The organism is Sphingobacterium tabacisoli, assembly GCF_017908035.1.
Lineage (GTDB): Bacteria > Bacteroidota > Bacteroidia > Sphingobacteriales > Sphingobacteriaceae > Sphingobacterium > Sphingobacterium tabacisoli.
This window is the reverse complement of the sequence record NZ_JAEQMU010000004.1, coordinates 365755-387027: the sequence shown is the minus strand read 5'-3', so window position 1 is coordinate 387027 and position 21273 is coordinate 365755. Positions and strand designations below refer to the sequence as shown.

Genomic DNA, 21273 nt, shown 5'->3' with positions numbered 1-21273 from the left:
GGCATCAGTGTTTAAATAATAAATGAGCTAATTGCTCTTTACCAATTCGACACGTCTGTTTTTAGCTTTATTGCCCTCGCTATCGTTGGCGACAAGTGGGCGTTCGGCTCCGAATCCTTGAGCTTTTAATCTAGACTTGTCGATACCATCAGCAGTCAATGCATTCAACACCGCGTTGGCACGTTCTCCGGAAAGTTTTTTATTGTGTGCCGCATCACCGGTATTGTCCGTGTGTCCTTCGATGTTGATGGTCAGTGTACTTTCTTTTTTCAATGCAGTCGCGATCTGTTGTACGACTTCCTTCCCGTCTGTGGTCAGGTTAGATTTGTCGGTGTCAAAGTTGATGTACAGGATCGATTTCCCTTTTTCGTTAAGGTCTTTTGTAATTTCATCGGCCGTAATCTTGGTGATCGTCTGCGTCATTGTCCCTACTTGAAGGATGTTTAGCTTTCCAGCAGCATTGTTGGCACTGAATTGTATATAAATATTGCCTTGATCTTTGGTACGGATCACGTAAAACTTGATATTTTCATCGGCATAGCCCATGTCACCCTCATCGCCTTTATTTGGATCCTGTTTGTTATAACGGTCATATTCCTCACGGCCTATAGTTCCGTCAAAGACCTTGACAGCACCTACCGACTGTAGGTAGTCTTCTACGCTTTTTTCATAATAGCGTTTGGAAAATTGCTCTCCCTGTTCAGCATCCACATTGATTTTGTAAAGTTTCCCTTCGAATGGCGTCATCACACCGTTTACTGGAAAAAAGCATACATCAAAATCTTTTTGAAAAGGTCTGTTGTTGTGTTTTAATCCTTTTGGTAAGGTAAAATAAGGAAAGGTACCTATATCAGATGTTGTTACAGGGATACTGACAATATCCAATGTCGTGTTAGGGGTCGCTGAAGCATTTTCACTCTCGGCACTTTGCGTGGATGATACGCTATCCTGCGCAGTGTTGTTTTCTTGCTTGGGGGTATTATTACAAGCGATAAGCAGTGCTGCCGAAGCAAACAATAGTGTGGTCTTTGTCATAGATTTCAATATAAATTGATTTCTAATTTCTGTAAAATCATGGGACAAACCAAGTTAAATTATTAATTTGATAGATCTCGATATCTCTAATAGGTCTATAATAAACGGCTTGATAGGACGAATCTTCTATTTGGAGAGTACAGACCAGCCACTGGTTAGGATTGGTAATGCTTTGAAAGCCCATTCTGCATTGATCTCTTCATATCCAGGCTGAGTTGTACGACTTTTCAATTCATTCTCGTTGACCACTCGTCGTTCTATGGATTTGGGCTTCATGACCAAGGTCGGTGTGTTATCATCTACAAAATAGATATCTATGCGAAGAATACCGTTTTTTTCATCCAGATAAAATGGATGTGTAAAATTGATTGTCTTTTTGAATAAAGGAGAGGTGTATACCAATAGTTTGCGCATTTGGATAGGAGTGTCTGTATCTAATGTTTTTGGCGTGAGTTGAGATACGTTGCACAGATAGCCATTTACAACCTCAGTTTTATTGAGTTCGGTTCTGTTGAAGTTCTCGAGTTCAATGTTGCTGTTTGCTCCTGCACCAGGATTTTCACTAGGTATGTAGTGGGCGTAAATTTTTCGATCACTTTCAGCAATCTCATTTGTTTTTGTCAGTGTTTCGAGATAAAGACTCCCTTTATCCTGAAGTTCATCATGGTAGTTGTCCATTTCCCAACCAAATCCTTTCACTTTGCCGAGCACTTTGTCGTCCTTGACGTAGTAGGCACAAGAAGTTGTGTTCATGGATAAAACGAGACCCGCGAGTGGATTTTTGGATGCCATATCTTCCACTGTTTTAACAATTGCCTGTACGTCTTTGTCTTTTTGTAATAGATTTTGATATTGCGATTTGGGGTCTGCCTGTGTAAAGTCAATTTTATCGACAAGCTTACTCAACTCTACTTCTTGGGAATAGATACCCATTTTAATAATGCCCTGGTCAAAAGTCTCTGTTTTGATGTTTTGATCGACGATCTCTTCATTCTTGTCTTTGCTGCAGTTAGCAAATAAGGCGAGAGCGGCAACTGTAATGCCGCTTTTTATTATATTTCTAAATCTCATTTTTCTTATTTAACCGTGTAACTGACCAAACCGTAGCTCTCGCTGTCTGAATCGTTATAGGTTGTTTTTTCGTAAATAATACCTATTCCTTTTGCAAGCCAGGTTTCATAGACTATTTTTTGTGTATGCCCCGTTATGCTGTTATGAAGCGTTTTTTTGAGTTCCGACTTTAAAACATCTTTATACGTTTTTCCATTGATGGTGGCGTTAGCGGCTTTTTCTAATATTCGGCCCTCATTAAAGTGTGTGATTGTCCCAGAAGCTTGTCCAGAGATTTGTAAAGATACTTCTTCTTTCCATATTTCACCTACTTTCAGGTTAGTGTTGATATAGGTGGCGGTACCTGCTGAGGTGTTTATCCCCATTTGCGAAGTCGCACCATGGAGGGAGATAAATACTCCGTTTTCTTCACGAAAGCCGTCATTTAATTCTACATCGGCATCGATTCCAAGAGGTTTGAACTGGAAGTATGTTTTGCCTTCATGCGTTAATGATTTGTGGATTAGATATTGATACGTGTCTTCTGTGTCGTCCGTATTTACAAGATTCCATTGGTTGCCTATGGCATAAGGCCAGTAGGTGCCACTTACATAACCACCGTCGCCGACTTCTTCCGGCTCGTTGTCATTAGATTTGCTACAGGCCGTAAATACGAGCAATAGCGCTGTTAAAAAATAGCTGATTGTTGTTTTCATAGTATTTGAGTTTTAGTTCGTGCGTACAAGTTCGACCCGTCTGTTCTTAGCTTTGTTCTCCTCCGAATCATTGGTTACAAGAGGTTTTTCTGCGCCGAAACCCGTAGCTGAAAGTCGAGATGCGTCGATACCATCTTTTGTTAATGCCTGTAGCACAGCATTGGCCCTGTCTTTGGATAAAGATTTATTATGTGTCTTATTCCCAGTATTGTCAGTATGCCCTTCGATGCTGACCTTAAGGGAAGTTTCCTCTCGTAATGCTTTGGCAATCTGCTGTACCAGCTCAGTCCCATCGCTTGTTAATTCGGACTTGTCTGTGTCGAAATTGATATATAGAATAGATTTTCCGTTTTCATTCAGATCTTTGGTGATTTGATCCGCAGTAACTTTGGTCATCGTTTGTACGAAAGATTCTTCTTGCAATACATTGAGCGATGCTCCAGCATTGTTTGACAGGTATTGTATGTAGATGTTGCCCTTGTCTTTTGTGCGAAGTGCCCAGAATTTTATGTTTTGGCCTGCATAGCCCATGTCGCCCTCACCACCTTTATTCGGATCTTGTTTGTGGTAGCGGTCATATTCTTCTCGAGTAATCGCTCCGTCAAATACATTTACAGCACCTACAGATTGTAAGTATTCTGCCATGCTCTTTTCGAAGAAGTGTTGCGAAAAATCTTCGCCACGTAAAGGTGATACAAAGGTTTTATATAGTCTGCCTTCAAAAGGAGTCATGATGCCATCTATAGGAAAAAAACAGACATCAAATTTACGCAGCATGGGTTTGTTCATTTCTTCTAGCCCTTGGGGTAATTTTATGAAGGGGAAGTCACCAATATCGGCTGTCGCTACTGGGATACGCTGGATGTCAAAGCTTGATGTCTGCTGTAACTCGGGGGGCGCAACAATGTTTTCCGTCGGTGAGTTCCTGGAGGTGCTGTCTTGTTGGATTTCCTGGCCATACTTTGTATTGTTGTTGCAGGCCAGCAAAGCAGATATTCCTATTAGAAAAAAGCTCTTTTTCATTGCGTTATATTGTGTAATTAACCACTATTTATCGTGTAATGTGAAAACTGACCAGGTATAAATGGGTATGGCTGTTTTCTCTAACAAAAGTAGTTGACTATGCAATAATTTGGAATACCCGTTATTAGGGGTTTTTACCCTCCTAATAATAGGAGGTGGTTACAATAGGTTTTCTTGCATAACAAGCATGAGTAGCTCTGACGTATTTTTTACTTTAAATTTTTGGAGGAGATTTTTACGATAGGTATCTATGGTAAATTTGCTGAGGAATAGTTCTTCGGCTATGGTGGAAGTTGTTTTTCCCTGTGCCAGTAGCGCTATCAGTTGCTTTTCTCTCTTGGTGAGAGCCGGGAATGTTTTTGTCTGCACGGGGGTGGTAAGTATACGCATGACCTCGGGATCCATAACGATCTGCCCTTGTAGTGCATCCAGTATGCTGGATATTATTTTTTCAGAGGGAGTGCTTTTGAGTAAAAAGCCACAAGCCCCATTGTCGAACATCTGGCGGATAATACTCTGCTCGATTTGATTGCTGAGAGCTATGACCTTGATCGATGGGGATTGCACTTGGAGGTTTTTGCAGATATCAAGACCGTTTCCATCAGGCAAGTTGATGTCCAGTAGAAGGATGTCAACAGAAGGTCGTTCTTCCATAAACTTGTTAAAGTTTAATGCACTGCTGAAAGTCTGCACAGCAATAGTTGCACTGTGATTCAGGAGCAAAGATTTCAACCCTTCTAATACAATAGGGTGATCGTCCAGTATAACGATGTCTATTTTTCTAGCTGACATGTATTTCGATATTAATGGTTGTACCTTGGCCTGGCGCACTTTCTATGGCATATTGCCCCTGCATATAGTTGACGCGACTTTGTATGTTTTTAAGTCCTATACCTTGGAAATTCTGTTTATTCTGCGTGTCAAATCCCAGACCATCGTCCTCCACAGTGAGTAGTAAGGTGTCTTCGTTTTGTATACATTGTACAATAATGTTTTTCGCTTTGCCGTGACGTAGTGCATTGCTCAGCAGTTCTTGGACAATCCGGTACAGGTTAGTTTGTATACTATTGGAGAGATTGTCAGAGAGGCCGGAAGACTGGTATTCAATCTGCGTTTCTGTCGTCGAAAAGCTTATGCAAAGATCACGCAAGGCGGTGTCGAGCCCTTTATGGAAGAGGTTTTCAGGTACCATGTTACGGGCGATACGACGTATTTCGGCTATAGAGCCTTCGAGTTGTGTGATAGCACGGTCTAGGGTTGGCCCTTGTCGCTGTTGTTGGGATTCAGAAAGTTGGATATGGATACCGGCCAGTGTTCCACCAAGTCCATCATGAAGATCCCGACCTATACGCTGACGTTCTCTTTCTTCGCCTTCCAGCAGGGCTTTGGTAACCTTTAATTGGTTATCGGTTTCTAACTGATGTATACGATTTGCATTGATTTTTTGTTTGCTCTTGTAAATATATAGGATGAATCCCAATAGTGTCAACAGCAAGATGGCGGCTGCGGTAAAGAGCCCCGTGAAAATACGTTGGTTTTTCAGAAGTAATGTGATTTCGTTTTGCTCCGCCTTCAAATGTTGGATAGCGGCGTCTTTCTCTTGTGTGCGGAGTTGAACTTCGAGCTTAGAGATCTGTGTAGCGATCTGGTCTTTACTGACGGAGTCCCGGTGTTTGATATAGCGCTTCCAATAGAATGTGGCTTGTTTATGGTCGCCTATTTGTTCATAGGCCGATGCATAGGTCGGTAGTAGTTCGCTCAGGTCTACCGTTCCGAATTTTTCGGGATTGAGGTGTATGCTGTCGATAGGGTGGCTCTTTTTTAGAAGTCTTAAAGCGCCTTGTTTGTCGCCCAAGCCTGCACGGGCTTTGTATCCTTGAAAGTGAAGATTGAGGAGATAACGTGGTGGCACACCCTTAGCGTTATCTAAGGTGTGATTGATCAACTTTTCGGCCTTCTGATAGTTCCCGTTTTGTAGGAGATGCATGGCCTCGAATGAGGTAATACGTAGTTTCTGGGCTAGATTGGGCTGTATAAGTAGTAGCTCATTTGCTCTACGGATGGTCGAATCGGCCTTGGGACTTCTCTCTAATAGATTATAGACATTGGCCAAGGAACCTAAGGTATGAATGTGGTTGTACAATAGGTTTTCCTCCTTGGGTTGGATAGATTCGTAGCGTGCTACGGCCTTTTCCAGGTAAGGGACCGCTTCGTTGTACATGCTTTGATTGACAAAGGAACGCCCCATCTCTAGTGCAATCTCTGCGTCGTATGCGGGGTTCTTGAGTTTCTGGGCGAGTGGCATGATGTCTCTTTGTAGCATAGCTAATGCTTTGTCCGCTAGGGCTTGATTGATAAGCCACCTAACCCGATTTATAGCTACCCGATAGGTGTAATCCCATGCGTCAGGATGGTCGTACTTGCGAAATATGGCAAGAATGGCATTTACTTCTTTTTCGTCCCTGTAAGATGGTATAGCCTGATAGCGATATATGGCGTTTAGATATTCGTTGCCTTTGGAGAGGGTATTGCCCTGTTGAAGATACTCTAAACCGCGTGCTGAGTCTAAGTTTATCCATATTTTGGAGAGGTGAAAAGCTGCACGCGCACGTATGCTGTCGGTTTTTCCCTGCCTTAGAATGATTAATAAACTGTCATTCCTTGACTGGTCACGAGGTTGAATCTGCGAGAAAAGCTTGCTGCTGAGTAGAGTGAAAAATAGAAAATAAAGTAATCTTTTCATGTTTTACGCCAGGTGCTTGGACAAGATGTCAAAGATGCATAATAAATAGGTAAATCGGAATATCCTAAATATAGGAGGTGGCTTTTAAAAGTTGATATTCAGGATTAGTAGTAAATAAGTTGTATATTAGATAGATAACCGTTGTTATGCCTGAAATTTATAGATATGAAGAGAATACATTTTCTATTTGTTGTGGCTCTTATTGCTGCAGCAAGTTTACTGTCCGCCTGTAAGTATGGTCGTTTTATCTGGTATAATTTTGCAGATCTCAATGATTACAAAATCTTTCCGAAGCGTGAATTAAAGGCTTCGGACGATCCGTTTGTTTTCCATCGTGTGGATGTGGAGACAAAGCCGACTGGAACTACGTACGAGGATAAAGAGCTGTCTTTTGATGATTTCCTGAAAGAGACAAAATCAGTAGCCTTCTTGATCATCCGTAATGATAGTATCCTATATGAACGGTATCTGGATAAATATGAGGAGGCCTCTATTGTGCCTTCATTCTCTATGGCCAAATCGGTAACTTCTATGCTTATTGGATGCGCTATCGCTGATGGGTTGATTGGTTCCGTGCAGGATCCTGTAAGTAAATATTTGCCAGAAATGGCCAAAAATGGCTTTGACAAAGTGAAGATAGCGCATGTATTGCAGATGACATCGGGCATTAAATTCAATGAAGGTTATTACAATCCATTTGGCGAGGTAGCTTCATTTTATTATGGAACCGATTTGCGCAAGGATACCCAAAAGTTAAAATTAGAAGCTGAGCCAGGCAAGGATTTTGCCTATGCCAGTGGTAATACGCAACTATTAGGACTGATATTGGAGCGTGTTCTAAATGGTAAGACGATCACAGAATACCTGGATGAGAAAATCTGGAAACCTATAGGGATGGAATATGACGCCTCTTGGAGTATCGATCGAAAAGACGATGGAATCGAGAAAACATTTTGCTGTTTGAATGCACGAGCACGGGATTTTGCAAAGCTGGGCCGTTTGTATCTTCATAAAGGAAATTGGGAGGGACAACAACTGGTTCCTGAAGACTGGGTGAAGGAATCGACTAAAGTGGATAGTACAGAAGGTAGCTATAAACACTACCAATATCAATGGTGGCTACCAACAGAGGATGGCGATTTTGCAGCACAGGGTATTTTGGGGCAGTATATCTATGTCAATCCGGATAAAAACCTCGTGATGGTTCGCCTGGGACATAAAGTAAGTGCCAATTGGTTCCGGCAGTTTGTACGATTGGCGAAAGAATACTAAGTTATAACGTTAACTCGACTGAAGAGGAGAGGTCTATGAACTGTATAGGGTTAATATATAGCTTCTAGACCTCTCCACAGGGTTCCCGAGATAAACTCGGGACTTCGCGAGAGCCTGTTCCGCTTTTGCGGAATGACGATACAGTTTATAACCTGTCGTTGCACCTTCCAAGATTATTTACCAGTATAAAATAGAATGATTTCTTCTATCGCGCGGCTACAAACTGGACAAAAGTCTTTAGGCGTATTTGCTTTCATTCTACAATCGTGTGATGGGATATATAGCCCGTTTCCTTTTAAGCCTTCAAATGCCCCGATCCTGACCTTGCCCAACATACTGTCAGGAGTAGGTATTGGCGTGTTTTTCGAAACCATATCGGCCCATTTGCTTTTAAAGTCAACTAATGAGGTGTTGTTTTTTTCCCAAGGTTCAATCTTTTCGACGGCTTTGTTTTCAAATACGTCTACAGCATAGAAATATTCATCAGCTAGCCCAGCAAAGCTGTGCCCAAATTCGTGTACTACAACGGGAGCAAACTGCTCGTTTTTTGTGGTCGTAAGGGCGTAGGAGTTTAATATACCGCCGCCACCATAGACATCCGTATTCGCTAGAATAATGATGTGCTGGTAAGGGATGTTTTCTAATAAATTGTGCAATAATCTGGTGTGTGTGGTTGTTAAGTATCTTTCTGCATAGAATGTGTCAAAATTGGACTGTACAGCGGTAGACCGCCATAAGTTTTTGGATGGAACACTGACGTTGGAGTCCTTGGAAGGCGATTTTACGGCAACAATCTCAAACGCATTTTCGTGCTTCTTGAACACCCCATGTTGGAATAAACTGTGAACGGTTTTCTTTGCATAATCCATGAATTCATCCATTTCTGCTTCTTTATATCCCTCTGCTACTATGGCAATCGTGATGGGGTTTGCAATGGATGCTTTATGGATTACTTCATAGGGAGTATCGTTTTTGGTCGCTTTCCTAATTAGAATGTCACCTGGGTCTACCACATGAGTCAAGAGGACGGTTTCTTTGTGTTGGTGGTTGAAGAAGGAAACTTCAATCTTGGCTTTTGCTTTTGGAAAAGGGATTAGATATGAGTTTTCAAAACTTTTCGTTGTCTTCTTCGATTCGTCCTGTGTCAGCCACTCTTGAAAAAGACTGCTGAAAGGTAAAACGTAAATCAGTTGGTTTGTTGCAGCATCATAAACCTTAACCTGGCCATTTCCCTGAATCGGCGTTTTGCTTAGATTACCCCTTCTGCCATTCCATTGGTCCAGTTGGACCAAATCAGCTAAATATGCATGTTGGTTGGTGCTATTTCCTGCGAAAATATAATCTAACCTTAATGTTTTTTCGATGAAATAATCGTCAAATTGTTGAGCCTTTGCCGAAATATAGGATAGAGAAATAGTGTATACGAGTACGAGTTTAATTACTGCTTTATGTAAAGTCATTCTGATATATTGATTGTTTATTTACGCTTAATCTGTTCTGCTTTGGACAAAAATAGGGGTTTACTTTTGTTTCTTGCTTATTGTTTCAAAAGTCTTTAACTTTCGTCGATAAAATAAAACAGCATTTAATAACCTAAGCAGTACATCGATGATTATTACTAAAATAGAAATATACAGGTTAAGTATTCCTATGGAGCCTTTCGTTATTGCAACGGGGACAATGGATTATGCGCAGAATACGTTTGTTCGTATACATACCGATTCAGGTATCTATGGGGTGGGCGAGTGTTCGGCATTTCCCATGATTGTGGGCGAAACACAGAATACCTGTATTGCGGTAGCACAGGACTTTGCAAAGATCTGGAAAGGCAAAGATGCGCTGGCTTTAGAGGATCGTCTGGCGGAGCTACATCTTTATATTGCAGGTAATGCGACTATAAAATCTGCTTTTGATATGGCGCTGTATGATATTGCGGCCAAACATGCAGGGCTACCTCTATATCGTTTTTTGGGTGGAGAGAAGCGAGAGATTACTACAGACATCACTTTAGGGATTGCTTCGGCAGAGGAAATGGCCGCTAAGGCATTGAAGCTAAAAGAAGGCGGAGCATTTGCACTAAAGGTAAAATTGGGTAAAAATCCTGTGGATGATATCGCACGGATCAAGGCTATCCGCAAGGCGGTAGGTTTCGATTTGCCTATCCGTATTGATGCCAATCAGGGATGGTCTTATGAAGGCGCTATAGAGGCATTGCAAGGGCTGGAGGCTTATAAAATTCAATTTTGCGAACAACCTATGCGTACGTATAATGATCACTTATTGCCTGAATTGCGTACGCAGACTATTGTGCCGATTATGGCAGATGAGTCGGTGTACACACATCGTGATGCAGAGCGCCTGTGTAAGGCAGATGCCTGTGATTATATTAATATTAAGTTTTCCAAATCTTCAGGTATACACGAGGCTTTAAAGATACAGGCTGTAGCTGCCGAATACGGGGTGGCCTGTATGATAGGAGGGATGTTAGAATCCCGATTGGCACTGGCAGCTAAGGTCCATTTTGCCTATGCAGCACCTAATGTTAAGTTTTACGACCTGGATACCTGTATGGTAGGGCACCTCGAAGATCCTGTAGAAGGAGGGATCCTGTATAATGGTTATACCATTGCTATATCGGATGCGGTAGGTATCGGTGCTGATATTAAACAGGAGTTTTTGGATAAATGCGAGAAGTGGGTTATTTAAAGTGATAAAGGTTATAGCAGTTAAGGAGGTTGTTGAAGTTATTAAGGAGACGGTATAACCTTGTAACTTTATAACCTCATAACTTGATTAAATATGAATAATACAACGTGGAGTATAGGGATGTCGGAGGTGATTATCCTTCTAGTGATGGTGCTGATCTTGGTTGCAGCGTTTTTCTTTGTTATAAATCTTATTCGCAGAAAATAACTCATTTTTTAACAAATGATAAAAAATGAGTTGTGACCACTGCTTTGGCAGTACTGGAGGGGCTAAAATAAATTATATTCAGTACCTTTGCTGGACTTGTTAAAACGTAAAAAAAGATGAGTACACAAAAAGGGCCTATAAGCCAATTTATTGAGCACAATTACCGTCATTTCAATGCAGCTGCTTTAGTAGATGCTGCAAAAGGGTATGAAACACACCTATTAGAAGGTGGAAAGATGTTGGTTTCCTTAGGTGGGGCAATGTCGACTGCAGAGCTAGGTGTATCTCTAGCTGAGATGATTCGTCAAGATAAAGTACATATTATCTCTTGTACAGGTGCAAACTTGGAAGAGGATGTCATGAACTTGGTCGCACACTCGCATTACAAACGTATTCCAAATTGGAGAGACCTTACTCCAGAGCAGGAGCGTGAGTTGTTGGATACACACTTCAACCGTGTTACGGATACTTGTATCCCTGAAGAAGAGGCATTCCGTCGTCTTCAAAAACACTTAGAAGATGTGTGGCACGCTGCTGAAGCTAAAGGTGAGCGTTACTTGCCGCACGAGTTTTTATACCAAGTTGTAAACTCTGGTGTATTGGAGCAGTACTACGAGATTGATCCTAAAAATTCTTGGATCGTTGAAGCTGCTAAAAAGAACTTGCCAATTATCTGTCCAGGATGGGAAGATTCAACTACAGGTAATATCTTTGCTTCGAATGTAATCAAAGGTAACTTGAAAGCTTCTACTGTAAAATCAGGTATTGAATACATGATTTACCTAACAGAGTGGTACCGCGCTAATTCTGATGGTAAAGGTGTAGGTTTCTTCCAGGTTGCTGGTGGTATATCTGGAGATTTCCCTATCTGTGTAGTGCCGATGATGTACCAAGATTTAGAATGGACTGATGTTCCTTTCTGGTCGTACTTCTGTCAGATTTCAGATTCTACAACTTCTTATGGTTCATATTCAGGTGCCGTTCCAAATGAGAAAATCACTTGGGGTAAGTTAGATGTCGATACACCTAAGTTTATGATCGAGTCGGATGCAACGATCGTCGCTCCGTTGATCTTTGCTTATGTTTTAGGACAATAATAATAAGGAGTAAAGAGTAAGGAGTAATACGTCGTCGTCTTTGCGAGGCACGAAGCAACCTCTTTTCAATAATGAGACTGCTTCATTTCATTCGCAGTGACGAGAAGTTCAAGCTTTTTAGACAACGCTGTGATCCTTGCTCTTTGCTCTTTTTTAATCAAAAAAAATGCACAATCTCCTTACAGACAATTCCGTAGCGTTGCAGGCCTTAATGTCAGAAACCATATTTTCTACTGGTTTTTCAGTGGATAATGTCCCAACGGCAACAGTGCAATCCGAGGCAGTGACCTTTGACAGTTCTACAGAGGAGTTTGTTTTTCAGGGAGATAAGACGACAGGTGTTCTTTTTATCCTTCGTTACCCCGAATTTCCCTATTTCTCGCCACAGGCCGAAGAAGCGTTTGTAAAGACTATTGGAGCGCTGCAGCTTACTCCTCGTAATGTAGCGGTCGTTAATTTAGCCAATCCGCAAAATCCCAATGAGTTTAAAAGAATCATGGAGTTCTTTAAGCCGACAAAGATTACTTTGTTGGGAGTAGATCCAGCTTCTTTAAAGCTTCCTGAAATAGCACATAACTCGTACATGCGGGGACGCATCGCCACAGTTTTTAATACCTTTTCTTTTGAGGAGATGTTTGCCGATGTTGAAAAGAAAAAGCTTTTCTGGGGAGAATTTAAGACCTTTATTGGAAGTTAGAGTTATCAGGTGAACGAGTTAACAGGTTATTCCCGATGATGTCGGGACTTCATTTCACTAGGCAAGTGAACTAGATAACAACATCACTCGATAACAGGATAACAAAAATATAATATATATGCTACAACTCGTATTTGCTACAAATAATGCACATAAGCTTGAAGAAGTACAGGCTATAATTGGAAATAAGTTCAATTTGAAATCATTAACGGATATTGGTTGTCATGATGATATCCCGGAAACAGGTGTGACCTTTCATGAGAATGCACAGCAGAAGACCGATTATCTGGTTGAGCGTTTTGCTGTAGATTGTTTTGGGGATGATTCTGGGTTAGAAATTGACGCCTTGAATGGCGAGCCAGGTGTTTATTCAGCACGTTATTCTGGTTCTAGGGATATGGTGCAGAACATCGATTTGGTGTTGGCACGGATGGATGGTGTTTCCTCCAGAACGGCACGTTTTAAAACCGTTATCTCGCTTTTTTTAGAAGGTAAGCAATACTTTTTTGAAGGAGCCATCGAAGGACAGATTATCGAAGAATGCAGGGGAGATGGAGGGTTTGGTTATGACCCTATATTTATACCTGATGGTTATTCGCGTACGTTTGCGGAGATGTCTGCCGCGGAGAAAAACTTAATTAGCCATCGTTCCATTGCGGTGTCTAAAATGGCGGAGTTCTTAAAAGGGTATTAATATTTGCGCCTCTCTGCCGGCGCGGGCATGTTACTTTTTCCGAAAAAGTAACCAAAACTCGTCGCTTGAACCTTTTGGCTGTATGGTAATGCATTCATCTGCTGTTGCCAGAAGCTTCTTAGGCGACAGCTTTTCTAAAATGAAAAGTTTCTGCTTTGATAAAATTTACCTTCTCTATTATCAATAGAAATCTTAACCGACTAATTAGTCTCGTGTTTTATATCTTGAAGGTTATTGTCTTCTTTTTTCACTTCTTCCTTTTTAGGTGTCTCCTCTATATTCTCTTTGCTGTCAACAGGCTTTGGTTTTTCGCCATTCTTCTCATCAGCTTTAGTTTCCACAGTCGTTGGCGCTTCTCGTTTTCGGTTGAGAAGATCCTCCTTGGAGGTTGGTCTATCCTGTGGGCGCCAGATGAATCCCGGTAGTATCTCATTCTCTTGGGTGACCAGTTTGAACGGGTAAACCTTTTGGTCTACTTTTCGGATGGTGGTATAATCAATGATTTTCTTACCTTCCATCTTGACCTTGATACGTCCCCCTCGGTCGTGGAACATTTCCGTGATGGTCTTTGTCTTGTCGTTTTCGGAGAAGACTAAGTTTTCGGCATTTCCATCTACAAACAATCTGTCGATATTATTATTTGCGAAGAATGCTGTTATCTTTCGCCCTTTCAATTGGTTGAATTTGATGGAGTCCAATACGGCATTGACCATGAAAGCATTGTCTTTTAGAAGGGCATTGTCCATCTGTTGGTTGAAAATCTGCATGTAGATGGTGTCAGCAGATATCTGGGAGCCTTGAGACCAAATCATCGGTCGGCCCATAAAGCGGAACATCGAATCTACCATGCCATAATATACGGAGTCAGCGACGGCCTGTAGGTCGGATTTGAATAGTCTTACATTATAGTATGCCCTTACAATTCGCGTTTTGGCGGTATCCAGTTGGGCCGCAGTAAGGGTGTCTGGACTTTTCTGAGGCGCATCTGGTGTTTGGGCTATTCGTAAAGCCTGATTAATGAGCGTGTCCGCCTGATTGGCAATGGGCACAACGGCCTTCTGCCGAAGTACAGAATCGGCTTTTAAGGTTGAACCTATGTTTTGTCTGTCTCCAATTCGATTAGGTTCTGTAGCGACGGTCTTTGGTTTTAAAGGAACAGGTGCTTTGACACTATCTTTTTTAATGGTAGGTTTTGCAGGGACTGGATCTTTTTGTTTCTTAATCTCAGTAACTTCTTCCAGCTGTTGCTGTAGGCTGTCCTTAAGATTTAGTGTTGTAGAGTCCGTTATGGAGTCATGATCGTCTTCGTCGTCACCATAATCTTTTTCCTCATCGGCTTCTAATTTCCCACCATCTCGACTCAGATTGAGTTGCAGGGGCTTGTAATCTTTTACCAGAATCATTCGGGAATAAAGCGTGTCTGCCGTCATATAGACCGAGTCCATTTTGGCTACACGTAAGGAGCTGTCTGCAGGCAGATGCAATTTTGAGGACTCTGTGTCTTCTGTTTCTTGACCTGATTGATTTGCGTTTTCCTCTTGTTCTTTTACGTCCTTCTTGTTCTCTTTTTTCTTTTTTTCTTTCCCTTTTGTATCTAATGGAGCTGTCGTGCTGTCCGGTTTGGGGTCGTTGTTCTCCTTGACAACTGTAATGATATAGGGCTTTTCAGTCATTAAAATAGACTCTTCGGATTGTGTATACAGTCCTTTCCCACCGTAGGCGTAGAATTTGTCCGTGGTGTCTACAAAAACAACATTTCTGAAAGCTTCACCAACACCTTTTGCACGTTCGTAGTGCAGACTGTCTCCTTTTAGGAATTTTGAACCTTCAGTATAAAGGTTGTTCTTGTTGAAGTCAGCAATTCCGGTTCCTGTGTTGTAGGTTCCCCGTTCGGTATAGAGATTTTCATTTTGACCTTGTTGGTTACTGGTTGGTTTTATATTTGTAGGCCCAAAAAAGTAGGTCATTTTACTCAACGAGTTGTAGCGCATCGTATCGGTATATACTTTTACGTCTGGCGTTCTTACGACAACCTTGTGACGAAAATAGGCATCTGAGGTGTTCTCAAAATAGTACGCATTCTTAGAGGTAATGGTGTCGCCCTGAGAGATTATTCTTCCACCGCCGGTGTAAGTCCCTACCTTGGACCGCATGTTATAGGTCAGGTGATTCGTAGTCAAAGTCGAACCTTTGTCCACCATCTTGACATTTTTGGTGAGTAGCGCATGTTGGGCTGCAGCATCATAATGCAGGTAATCGGCATAGATAATGGTTCCAGATGGCTGTGTGATTACGACATTGCCAAAAGCTTCGAAAAACTGTCTCTTTACTTCATCTTCATAGATGTAGCCACTGTCTGCAGATAGGGTGTTCCCTTTGTGCTCATAAACGGGAATATAAAATACCATGTGTCCTGTTTTGGCATTGATTCGACCACTATTGGACGATACCAGGTTTAGACGGTCTCCCTGTTGTGTCGGAGTCCCACCAATAGGCGTTTGCCCAAAAGCAGACGCTAAGGATAACATAAAAGTTAATATTATAAGCCAGTTTCTCACGGAGGCAAAAATATGGATTTTAATAGCAAAAAAATGTTAATTACGTGAAATTTAATGCTAAATAAAATTAACTAATATTGGTCACATTTTCGCTATAAAATATAGCGGTTGGCGATACGAAGTGAAGCCTTATCTGGATATTTGCAGATCGCTTTGTTCCTCGCAATGACAGATTACCTACGGAGAGCTCGCAAGCTCGGTTTACAAACTATGTCGTCATTCCGAGCGAAACGTAGTGTAGTCGAGAAATCTAAAAGATATATATGACTCCTATATAGTCCATAGACCTCTCCACAAGGTCGAGGTGACGTATACTGTCATTAAAACTCCGTTATTTTTGTTAAAAAACTTACCTCTCGCAATGACGATAAAGTCTACTTTGTGAAATATCCCCATTGCATATGAAAATGAATTTATTTAGGTTTGGGCTATGAATATCGATGTGCGTTTTGAACGGTATATAGAAGAGCATAAGTTATTTACACGTGAAGATAAGTTGCTCGTTGCTGTCAGTGGTGGGCGGGATTCGATGTTGTTATTGACCTTGCTGTCCCGGTATGGGGTCGAAATAGCGGTGGCTCATTGTAACTTTGAGTTGCGTGCTGCAGAATCTGATAAGGATGAACAGCTGGTGCGGGAATACTGCAAGCAACTGGATGTAAAACTCTATGTACAGCATTTTGATACCGAAGCTTATGCTGAAAGCCATAAAATCTCTATACAGATGGCCGCTCGGGACCTGCGCTATGCCTGGTTTGAAAAGTTAAGGGCTGAGTACGGTTATCAATATAGCGCTATCGCGCAGCATAAGAACGACCACGTAGAGACGGTATTATTCAATCTGTCGCGAGGAACAGGGCTACTTGGCTTACAGGGGATCTTACCCAAAAGAGAAGGTATAATAAGACCGCTGTTGTTTTTAAATAGTGCCGAGGTGCTACAAGCGGTAGAGGAGTTGAAGGTCCCTTACAGGGATGACCAATCCAATTTTTCAAACAAATATGCGCGGAATAAAATCCGGCTTGATATCATTCCTGAATTTGAACGTCTGAATCCTGATTTTATACAGGTAATGGATGATAATATAGAACGTTTTAAAGAGACTCAACGTGTGCTACAGGTTTTCGTGGAACAAGAGCGTAAAAGACTGTTTGTAGCGATGGGTGAAGAGGAATGGCAGATTCAGAAGACCGCCATTGCAGGATTGGATATTGGTCTGCTGTATTTTCTTTTTGAGCCTTTTGGTTTTTCAAAGCCCGTTTTGACAGACCTTGTTGCTGCATTTTCGGCAGAATCGGGACGCGTCTTTAGATCAGATAGTCATGAGTTGTTATTGGACCGGACTGTGTTACGATTGCGTAAAATAGAGGGCGGGAGTGAGTCTGTAGCATTAGGAGCGGAAGATAGGGTGTTAAGGTGGCAGAAATATGTGTTTTCCGTGAGTTACCCAGAGGATTTTACAGTTGTGAAGAATCCTGCAATAGCGCTTTTGGACTACGATAAATTGGTTTTTCCATTGACGGTGCGGGCCTGGGAAGAGGGAGATGTATTTCAGCCGTTGGGGATGAATGGGAAGAAGAAAATATCAGATTTTTTCATCCAAAGGAAAGTCAGTCTCTTTGATAAAAAGAAAATTCCTATTTGGCTGAATGGTAACGGGGAAGTGCTGTGGATTACAAACTATCAGATAGATGATCGCTATAAGATTACAGAAAATACACAAAAAGTCCTTAAATTAGATTGCAATATATAGCCTTACAGGAAATAGTCCTGTAGTGGTGCGGGAGTGGAGGTGATATGTCTCCGGCAGACGGGATAGTTAATTGACAGATAAAAATAAGTAATATACATATGGATACAAATAGTCTATTTGTTGAACGTCAGTATCTAGGAAGGGATATGACATGGATTAGCGTGCGGATGGTTTTAGCACTATTTTGCTTTATCGTCTATTACTTAAATATGGACCACCTGGTGTCAAGCCAATTATTTTTTATTGTAGGTAGCTGTATTATCGTGGTATCGGTCGTGATGATGTATCTGGTGCATTACAAGACTGCGGTTAGCGCAAATAATATCACTTTAAGTGGGCTATGGACAACCAGCCTGGTTAAAATAGACCTAGCCGCATTGGTGAAGGTAGAGAAAAAGCCTTATAGCAAATTTGTGTTCAACAATCCTGTTTACAACTTACATAAAAATGGAAAAATCCGCTTTTATGCTGGAGGTAAAGATTCGGTATGGCTTACAGACCGAGATGGTTTGGTGTATATTATAGGTACGCATAAACAAGAAGAACTTTATAATGCGATAGTCAAAGCGAAGAAGGAGTCTTAATGAAATGTTAAGGTTTTCAGTCTGACACTTCTTTGACCTTGTCTGGTATCGAATTTGATATATTTACGTTGTTAGAAGTTTTAAATTGATTGAGTAAAGCTACAAGATAGTCGTTATGGGCGCAACTAGCAACTAGATGTGCGTGATGACAAATTTATGTAGGTTTGATAAAATAGAATTAGAAAAAAATGGGTGTAGTATATTTTGTATTATTTGTTATCGCTTTTTACTATGTATTTAAGTTTTCAATGCGTCTGTTATTGCCATTTGCCATGCGCAAGTTGACGGAACGGATGATAAAGAAAACGCAACAGCAGTCTCAAGGACAATACAATTATGGTGGTGCAGGTAATCCTTTTGGAAACGGCAACCCTTTTGGGGATGCTTCACAGCAACAATCACAAAGAGGGACGCATGCAAAAGAAGGGAAAATAAAGGTGGATTACGTACCTACGCAAGAATCGAAGCGTAAGGGAACAGCGACAGCTGGTGAGTTTATCGATTTTGAAGAAGTAAAGTAAATGTGGCTCAAGCAACTTTCGCTGTTAAATTTTAAGAATTACGCTGAATCGACACTGACTTTCCTACCCGAGGTAAATGCGTTTACTGGAGATAATGGCGCAGGGAAGACCAATCTTCTAGACGCGATACATTACCTTTCGTTGTGCAAATCTTATTTCAACCCTATTGACTCGCAGCATATCAAAAAGGGGGAAGAATGGTTTATGGTGCAGGGGGAATTTGAACGGGATGAACGGACAGAGGCTATTTCCTGTAGCCTAAAACGAAATCAAAAAAAACAGTTTAAACGTAATAAAAAGGATTATCCGAGGTTAGCAGATCATATCGGACAATTCCCATTGGTGATGATATCACCCAATGATAGTGAGATAATCACGGAAGGGAGTGAAGAACGCCGGCGTTTTGTAGATAATGTCATCTCGCAAACGGATAATCGCTATTTGGATACACTGATAGCATATAATAAGATATTATTGCAACGTAATATGTTGCTGAAAAGTATCAAGGAACGTGGTGTATTTGATGTAGGGTTGCTGGAAGTGTTGAATATGCAGCTGGTAGAGGTTGGTGAGCGTATTTATATGCGCCGTAAGCAATTTATGACAGATTTTACACTGGCTTTTCAACGGCATTATACCTACCTAACAGACCAGGCGGAAGAGGTATCCCTGGTCTATGAATCTCCATTGCATCAAAATGATTTTCTAACATTGTTGAATACCTGTCTCGATAAGGATAGGGTACTCGAGCGGACTACCCAGGGGATACATAAAGATGATCTCCTGTTTACGATACATGGAGAGATGCCTCTCAAGAAGTTTGGGTCTCAAGGCCAACAAAAATCGTTTCTTATAGCCCTCAAATTGGCGCAATATACTTTTCTACAGGAGCAAAAGCAGTTTAGACCTTTGTTGCTATTGGATGATATTTTTGATAAGCTGGATGATAGAAGGACAAAGAAGCTGATGAAGATGGTTTCGGACGACGAGTTTGGGCAGATTTTTATAACGGATACTGATGCCGAGAGAATTCGGGAAATATTCGATGAAATAGCGCAACCAATACGTATCTTTGATATTGAAGGAGGCGAGGTCCATGTATAAGAGAAAATTTGACGAAATACCCACACGGGATGATATCAGCATGAAGCAGGCTGTTGAAAAATGGCTGGAGGTATACCGTCTACGACGTAAATTTGACGAGTCGTCGGTGGCTTCTTTCTGGGGGGAGATAATAGGTCCCTATATCGAAAAACGTACCCTAAAGATTTTTGTGAAGGATAAGAAGCTTTTTGTTAAGGTGGAATCTGCAGTGGTGAAACACGAGTTGACCTTAATGCGTAAGCAGGTGATCGGACGTGTCAATGAGCATGCTGGGCAGGTGCTCGTTGAAGAACTCATTATTCTGTGACATAAAGTTATCAAGTTAACAAGTTGTCAAGTTATCAAGACTTTGTTTCACTACGCAAGTGAATGAGTTAACAATATACTAGATCACAGGATAACAAGTTGTCAAGTTATCAAGACTTCGTTTCACTACGCAAGTGAATGAGTTAACAAGATACTAGATAACTCGATAACAAGATCACAGGATAACAAGTTATAAGACTTCGTTTCACTACGCAAGTGAATGAGTTAACAAGATACTAGATAACTCGATAACAAGATCACAGGATAACACGATAACTCAATTACAACCTAACATGCAAACCAAGTATTATGCTGCAGCATTATTTTCTTTTATTGTCTGGGGAATGTTCAGCCTGGTGTTACGCCCATTGAGTGCATATGCTTCTTTGGATATCCTCTTGTATCGGGTTTTATTTGCTTCTGTCGCGATTCTGGTTACTAGTTTTCTCATTCGTCCGAAGGCAACTAAAGAAAATATCCAACTGATCCGTAGTATGTCAGCTCGAGAAAAGGGGGCTGTATTTCTACATGCGCTGTGCAGTGCCCTGATGTTGGCACTCAACTGGTTCCTTTTTATCTATGTGATGAATAATGTCAGTGTGAATGCGACCTCTCTGGCTTATCTTATATGTCCCATTATAACTACGGTATTGGCTAGTCTGTTTTTACGGGAGAAGCTGAACCAAGGGCAGTGGCTGGCAGTGGGGCTGAGTGTGCTCGCCTGTGCGATGTTGGCTTATGGACATTTTATCGATATGATATACAGCGTGGTGATTGCTTTTTCATACGCGACCTATCTGGTACTCCAAAAACGGAATAATAGGTTGGACAAGTTTTTTACCCTAAACTTACATATTGTTATCTGTACAATCTTACTGACCCCACTGTTGTATATTTTACCTAGTGGTACGGTACATGGAGCCGATTTTTACGGTTATGTGCTATTGATTGCAGTGTTATTTACGATTATCCCCTTATTTCTAAATATGTATGCGCTGAAGGGCCTAGATTCCTCGGTGGTAGGGATATTGCTGTATATCAATCCGACGATTGCTTTTTTATTAGCGGTCTTTTATTTTGAAGAACCAATAAACGGAGTACAGATTGTAGCCTATGGGCTTATTTTTCTGGCCGTTGTTATTTTTAATGTGGCCTATATCCGCTCTCAGCGTAAGGCTGTTGGAGATAAAATTTTAACTGCATAGCG

The 21273-nt window shown here is 41.3% G+C and carries 19 protein-coding genes; 11 read left to right on the top strand and 8 right to left on the bottom strand.

Annotated elements, in window-relative coordinates:
* Positions 1 to 27: 27 nt before the first annotated feature.
* From JKG64_RS16035 to JKG64_RS16010, 6 genes are all read right to left on the bottom strand, one after another.
* The gene (locus JKG64_RS16035) at positions 28 to 1035 is read right to left on the bottom strand and encodes an OmpA family protein (RefSeq protein WP_210355311.1); all 1008 of its coding nucleotides are present in this window, start codon (positions 1033 to 1035) and stop codon (positions 28 to 30) included.
* A 126-nt stretch (positions 1036 to 1161) separates the two neighbouring features.
* Entirely contained in the window at positions 1162 to 2106 is a 945-nt protein-coding gene (locus JKG64_RS16030) for a hypothetical protein (protein WP_210355310.1), read from the bottom strand.
* Positions 2107 to 2111: 5 nt separating this feature from the next.
* Positions 2112 to 2801 carry a hypothetical protein gene (locus JKG64_RS16025; protein WP_210355309.1) on the bottom strand — a complete coding sequence of 230 codons (690 nt, stop codon included), beginning with the start codon at positions 2799 to 2801 and terminating at the stop codon, positions 2112 to 2114.
* A gap of 12 nt (positions 2802 to 2813) precedes the next feature.
* The gene (locus tag JKG64_RS16020; protein WP_210355308.1) at positions 2814 to 3824 is read right to left on the bottom strand and encodes an OmpA family protein; all 1011 of its coding nucleotides are present in this window, start codon (positions 3822 to 3824) and stop codon (positions 2814 to 2816) included.
* A 159-nt stretch (positions 3825 to 3983) separates the two neighbouring features.
* On the bottom strand, positions 3984 to 4616 hold the full coding sequence (locus JKG64_RS16015) for a response regulator (RefSeq protein WP_210355307.1): 633 nt from the start codon (positions 4614 to 4616) through the stop codon (positions 3984 to 3986).
* A complete protein-coding gene (locus JKG64_RS16010) occupies positions 4606 to 6567 on the bottom strand; it encodes a sensor histidine kinase (RefSeq protein WP_210355306.1) in 1962 nt (653 codons plus the stop codon). Before JKG64_RS16010 ends, JKG64_RS16015 begins: the two co-directional genes overlap by 11 nt.
* 165 nt (positions 6568 to 6732) lie before the next feature.
* Here JKG64_RS16010 and JKG64_RS16005 point away from each other — a divergent pair, with 165 nt between their 5' ends.
* Positions 6733 to 7839 carry a serine hydrolase domain-containing protein gene (locus tag JKG64_RS16005; RefSeq protein WP_210355305.1) on the top strand — a complete coding sequence of 369 codons (1107 nt, stop codon included), beginning with the start codon at positions 6733 to 6735 and terminating at the stop codon, positions 7837 to 7839.
* A gap of 173 nt (positions 7840 to 8012) precedes the next feature.
* On the opposite strand, the gene JKG64_RS16000 is transcribed toward JKG64_RS16005, so the two are convergent.
* Positions 8013 to 9299 carry a M64 family metallopeptidase gene (locus JKG64_RS16000; RefSeq protein ID WP_210355304.1) on the bottom strand — a complete coding sequence of 429 codons (1287 nt, stop codon included), beginning with the start codon at positions 9297 to 9299 and terminating at the stop codon, positions 8013 to 8015.
* A 148-nt stretch (positions 9300 to 9447) separates the two neighbouring features.
* Here JKG64_RS16000 and JKG64_RS15995 point away from each other — a divergent pair, with 148 nt between their 5' ends.
* The 4 genes from JKG64_RS15995 (at position 9448) to rdgB (ending at position 13240) form a co-directional block, all read left to right on the top strand.
* The gene (locus tag JKG64_RS15995; RefSeq protein WP_210355303.1) at positions 9448 to 10545 is read left to right on the top strand and encodes a mandelate racemase/muconate lactonizing enzyme family protein; all 1098 of its coding nucleotides are present in this window, start codon (positions 9448 to 9450) and stop codon (positions 10543 to 10545) included.
* A gap of 323 nt (positions 10546 to 10868) precedes the next feature.
* A complete protein-coding gene (locus tag JKG64_RS15990) occupies positions 10869 to 11849 on the top strand; it encodes a deoxyhypusine synthase family protein (protein WP_133585397.1) in 981 nt (326 codons plus the stop codon).
* Positions 11850 to 12015: 166 nt separating this feature from the next.
* Positions 12016 to 12546, top strand: coding sequence for a hypothetical protein (locus JKG64_RS15985; RefSeq protein WP_210355302.1), 531 nt, complete (start codon positions 12016 to 12018; stop codon positions 12544 to 12546).
* Between the two features lie 118 nt (positions 12547 to 12664).
* Positions 12665 to 13240 carry an RdgB/HAM1 family non-canonical purine NTP pyrophosphatase gene (gene rdgB, locus JKG64_RS15980; protein WP_210355301.1) on the top strand — a complete coding sequence of 192 codons (576 nt, stop codon included), beginning with the start codon at positions 12665 to 12667 and terminating at the stop codon, positions 13238 to 13240.
* A 200-nt stretch (positions 13241 to 13440) separates the two neighbouring features.
* Here rdgB and JKG64_RS15975 read toward each other — a convergent pair whose 3' ends face one another.
* Positions 13441 to 15768 carry an OstA-like protein gene (locus JKG64_RS15975; protein ID WP_210355300.1) on the bottom strand — a complete coding sequence of 776 codons (2328 nt, stop codon included), beginning with the start codon at positions 15766 to 15768 and terminating at the stop codon, positions 13441 to 13443.
* A gap of 460 nt (positions 15769 to 16228) precedes the next feature.
* On the opposite strand from JKG64_RS15975, the gene tilS reads away from it, so the two are divergent.
* The 6 genes from tilS to JKG64_RS15945 all read left to right on the top strand — a co-directional run bounded on the left by tilS (position 16229) and on the right by JKG64_RS15945 (position 21271).
* Complete coding sequence (tilS, locus tag JKG64_RS15970) at positions 16229 to 17551, top strand: tRNA lysidine(34) synthetase TilS (RefSeq protein ID WP_210355299.1); 1323 nt, start codon at positions 16229 to 16231, stop codon at positions 17549 to 17551.
* A 98-nt stretch (positions 17552 to 17649) separates the two neighbouring features.
* Entirely contained in the window at positions 17650 to 18135 is a 486-nt protein-coding gene (locus tag JKG64_RS15965) for a hypothetical protein (RefSeq protein WP_210355298.1), read from the top strand.
* A gap of 188 nt (positions 18136 to 18323) precedes the next feature.
* On the top strand, positions 18324 to 18656 hold the full coding sequence (locus JKG64_RS15960; RefSeq protein ID WP_210355297.1) for a DUF4834 family protein: 333 nt from the start codon (positions 18324 to 18326) through the stop codon (positions 18654 to 18656).
* Complete coding sequence (gene recF, locus JKG64_RS15955) at positions 18657 to 19760, top strand: DNA replication/repair protein RecF (RefSeq protein ID WP_210355296.1); 1104 nt, start codon at positions 18657 to 18659, stop codon at positions 19758 to 19760.
* Positions 19753 to 20067: a DUF721 domain-containing protein gene (locus tag JKG64_RS15950; protein WP_210355295.1), complete on the top strand. Its 315-nt coding sequence runs from the start codon at positions 19753 to 19755 to the stop codon at positions 20065 to 20067. Before recF ends, JKG64_RS15950 begins: the two co-directional genes overlap by 8 nt.
* A gap of 292 nt (positions 20068 to 20359) precedes the next feature.
* Positions 20360 to 21271 carry an EamA family transporter gene (locus JKG64_RS15945; protein ID WP_210355294.1) on the top strand — a complete coding sequence of 304 codons (912 nt, stop codon included), beginning with the start codon at positions 20360 to 20362 and terminating at the stop codon, positions 21269 to 21271.
* Positions 21272 to 21273 lie beyond the last annotated feature (2 nt).

Excerpts from the sequence above, each read along its gene's own strand:
- JKG64_RS16035 (WP_210355311.1), bottom strand. The coding sequence starts at position 1,035 with ATGACAAAGACCACACTATTGTTTGCTTCGGCAGCACTGCTTATCGCT.
- JKG64_RS16030 (WP_210355310.1), bottom strand. The coding sequence starts at position 2,106 with ATGAGATTTAGAAATATAATAAAAAGCGGCATTACAGTTGCCGCTCTC.
- JKG64_RS16025 (WP_210355309.1), bottom strand. The coding sequence starts at position 2,801 with ATGAAAACAACAATCAGCTATTTTTTAACAGCGCTATTGCTCGTATTT.
- JKG64_RS16020 (WP_210355308.1), bottom strand. The coding sequence starts at position 3,824 with ATGAAAAAGAGCTTTTTTCTAATAGGAATATCTGCTTTGCTGGCCTGC.
- JKG64_RS16015 (WP_210355307.1), bottom strand. The coding sequence starts at position 4,616 with ATGTCAGCTAGAAAAATAGACATCGTTATACTGGACGATCACCCTATT.
- JKG64_RS16010 (WP_210355306.1), bottom strand. The coding sequence starts at position 6,567 with ATGAAAAGATTACTTTATTTTCTATTTTTCACTCTACTCAGCAGCAAG.
- JKG64_RS16005 (WP_210355305.1), top strand. The coding sequence starts at position 6,733 with ATGAAGAGAATACATTTTCTATTTGTTGTGGCTCTTATTGCTGCAGCA.
- JKG64_RS16000 (WP_210355304.1), bottom strand. The coding sequence starts at position 9,299 with ATGACTTTACATAAAGCAGTAATTAAACTCGTACTCGTATACACTATT.
- JKG64_RS15995 (WP_210355303.1), top strand. The coding sequence starts at position 9,448 with ATGATTATTACTAAAATAGAAATATACAGGTTAAGTATTCCTATGGAG.
- JKG64_RS15990 (WP_133585397.1), top strand. The coding sequence starts at position 10,869 with ATGAGTACACAAAAAGGGCCTATAAGCCAATTTATTGAGCACAATTAC.
- JKG64_RS15985 (WP_210355302.1), top strand. The coding sequence starts at position 12,016 with ATGCACAATCTCCTTACAGACAATTCCGTAGCGTTGCAGGCCTTAATG.
- rdgB (WP_210355301.1), top strand. The coding sequence starts at position 12,665 with ATGCTACAACTCGTATTTGCTACAAATAATGCACATAAGCTTGAAGAA.
- JKG64_RS15975 (WP_210355300.1), bottom strand. The coding sequence starts at position 15,768 with ATGTTATCCTTAGCGTCTGCTTTTGGGCAAACGCCTATTGGTGGGACT.
- tilS (WP_210355299.1), top strand. The coding sequence starts at position 16,229 with ATGAATATCGATGTGCGTTTTGAACGGTATATAGAAGAGCATAAGTTA.
- JKG64_RS15965 (WP_210355298.1), top strand. The coding sequence starts at position 17,650 with ATGGATACAAATAGTCTATTTGTTGAACGTCAGTATCTAGGAAGGGAT.
- JKG64_RS15960 (WP_210355297.1), top strand. The coding sequence starts at position 18,324 with ATGGGTGTAGTATATTTTGTATTATTTGTTATCGCTTTTTACTATGTA.
- recF (WP_210355296.1), top strand. The coding sequence starts at position 18,657 with ATGTGGCTCAAGCAACTTTCGCTGTTAAATTTTAAGAATTACGCTGAA.
- JKG64_RS15950 (WP_210355295.1), top strand. The coding sequence starts at position 19,753 with ATGTATAAGAGAAAATTTGACGAAATACCCACACGGGATGATATCAGC.
- JKG64_RS15945 (WP_210355294.1), top strand. The coding sequence starts at position 20,360 with ATGCAAACCAAGTATTATGCTGCAGCATTATTTTCTTTTATTGTCTGG.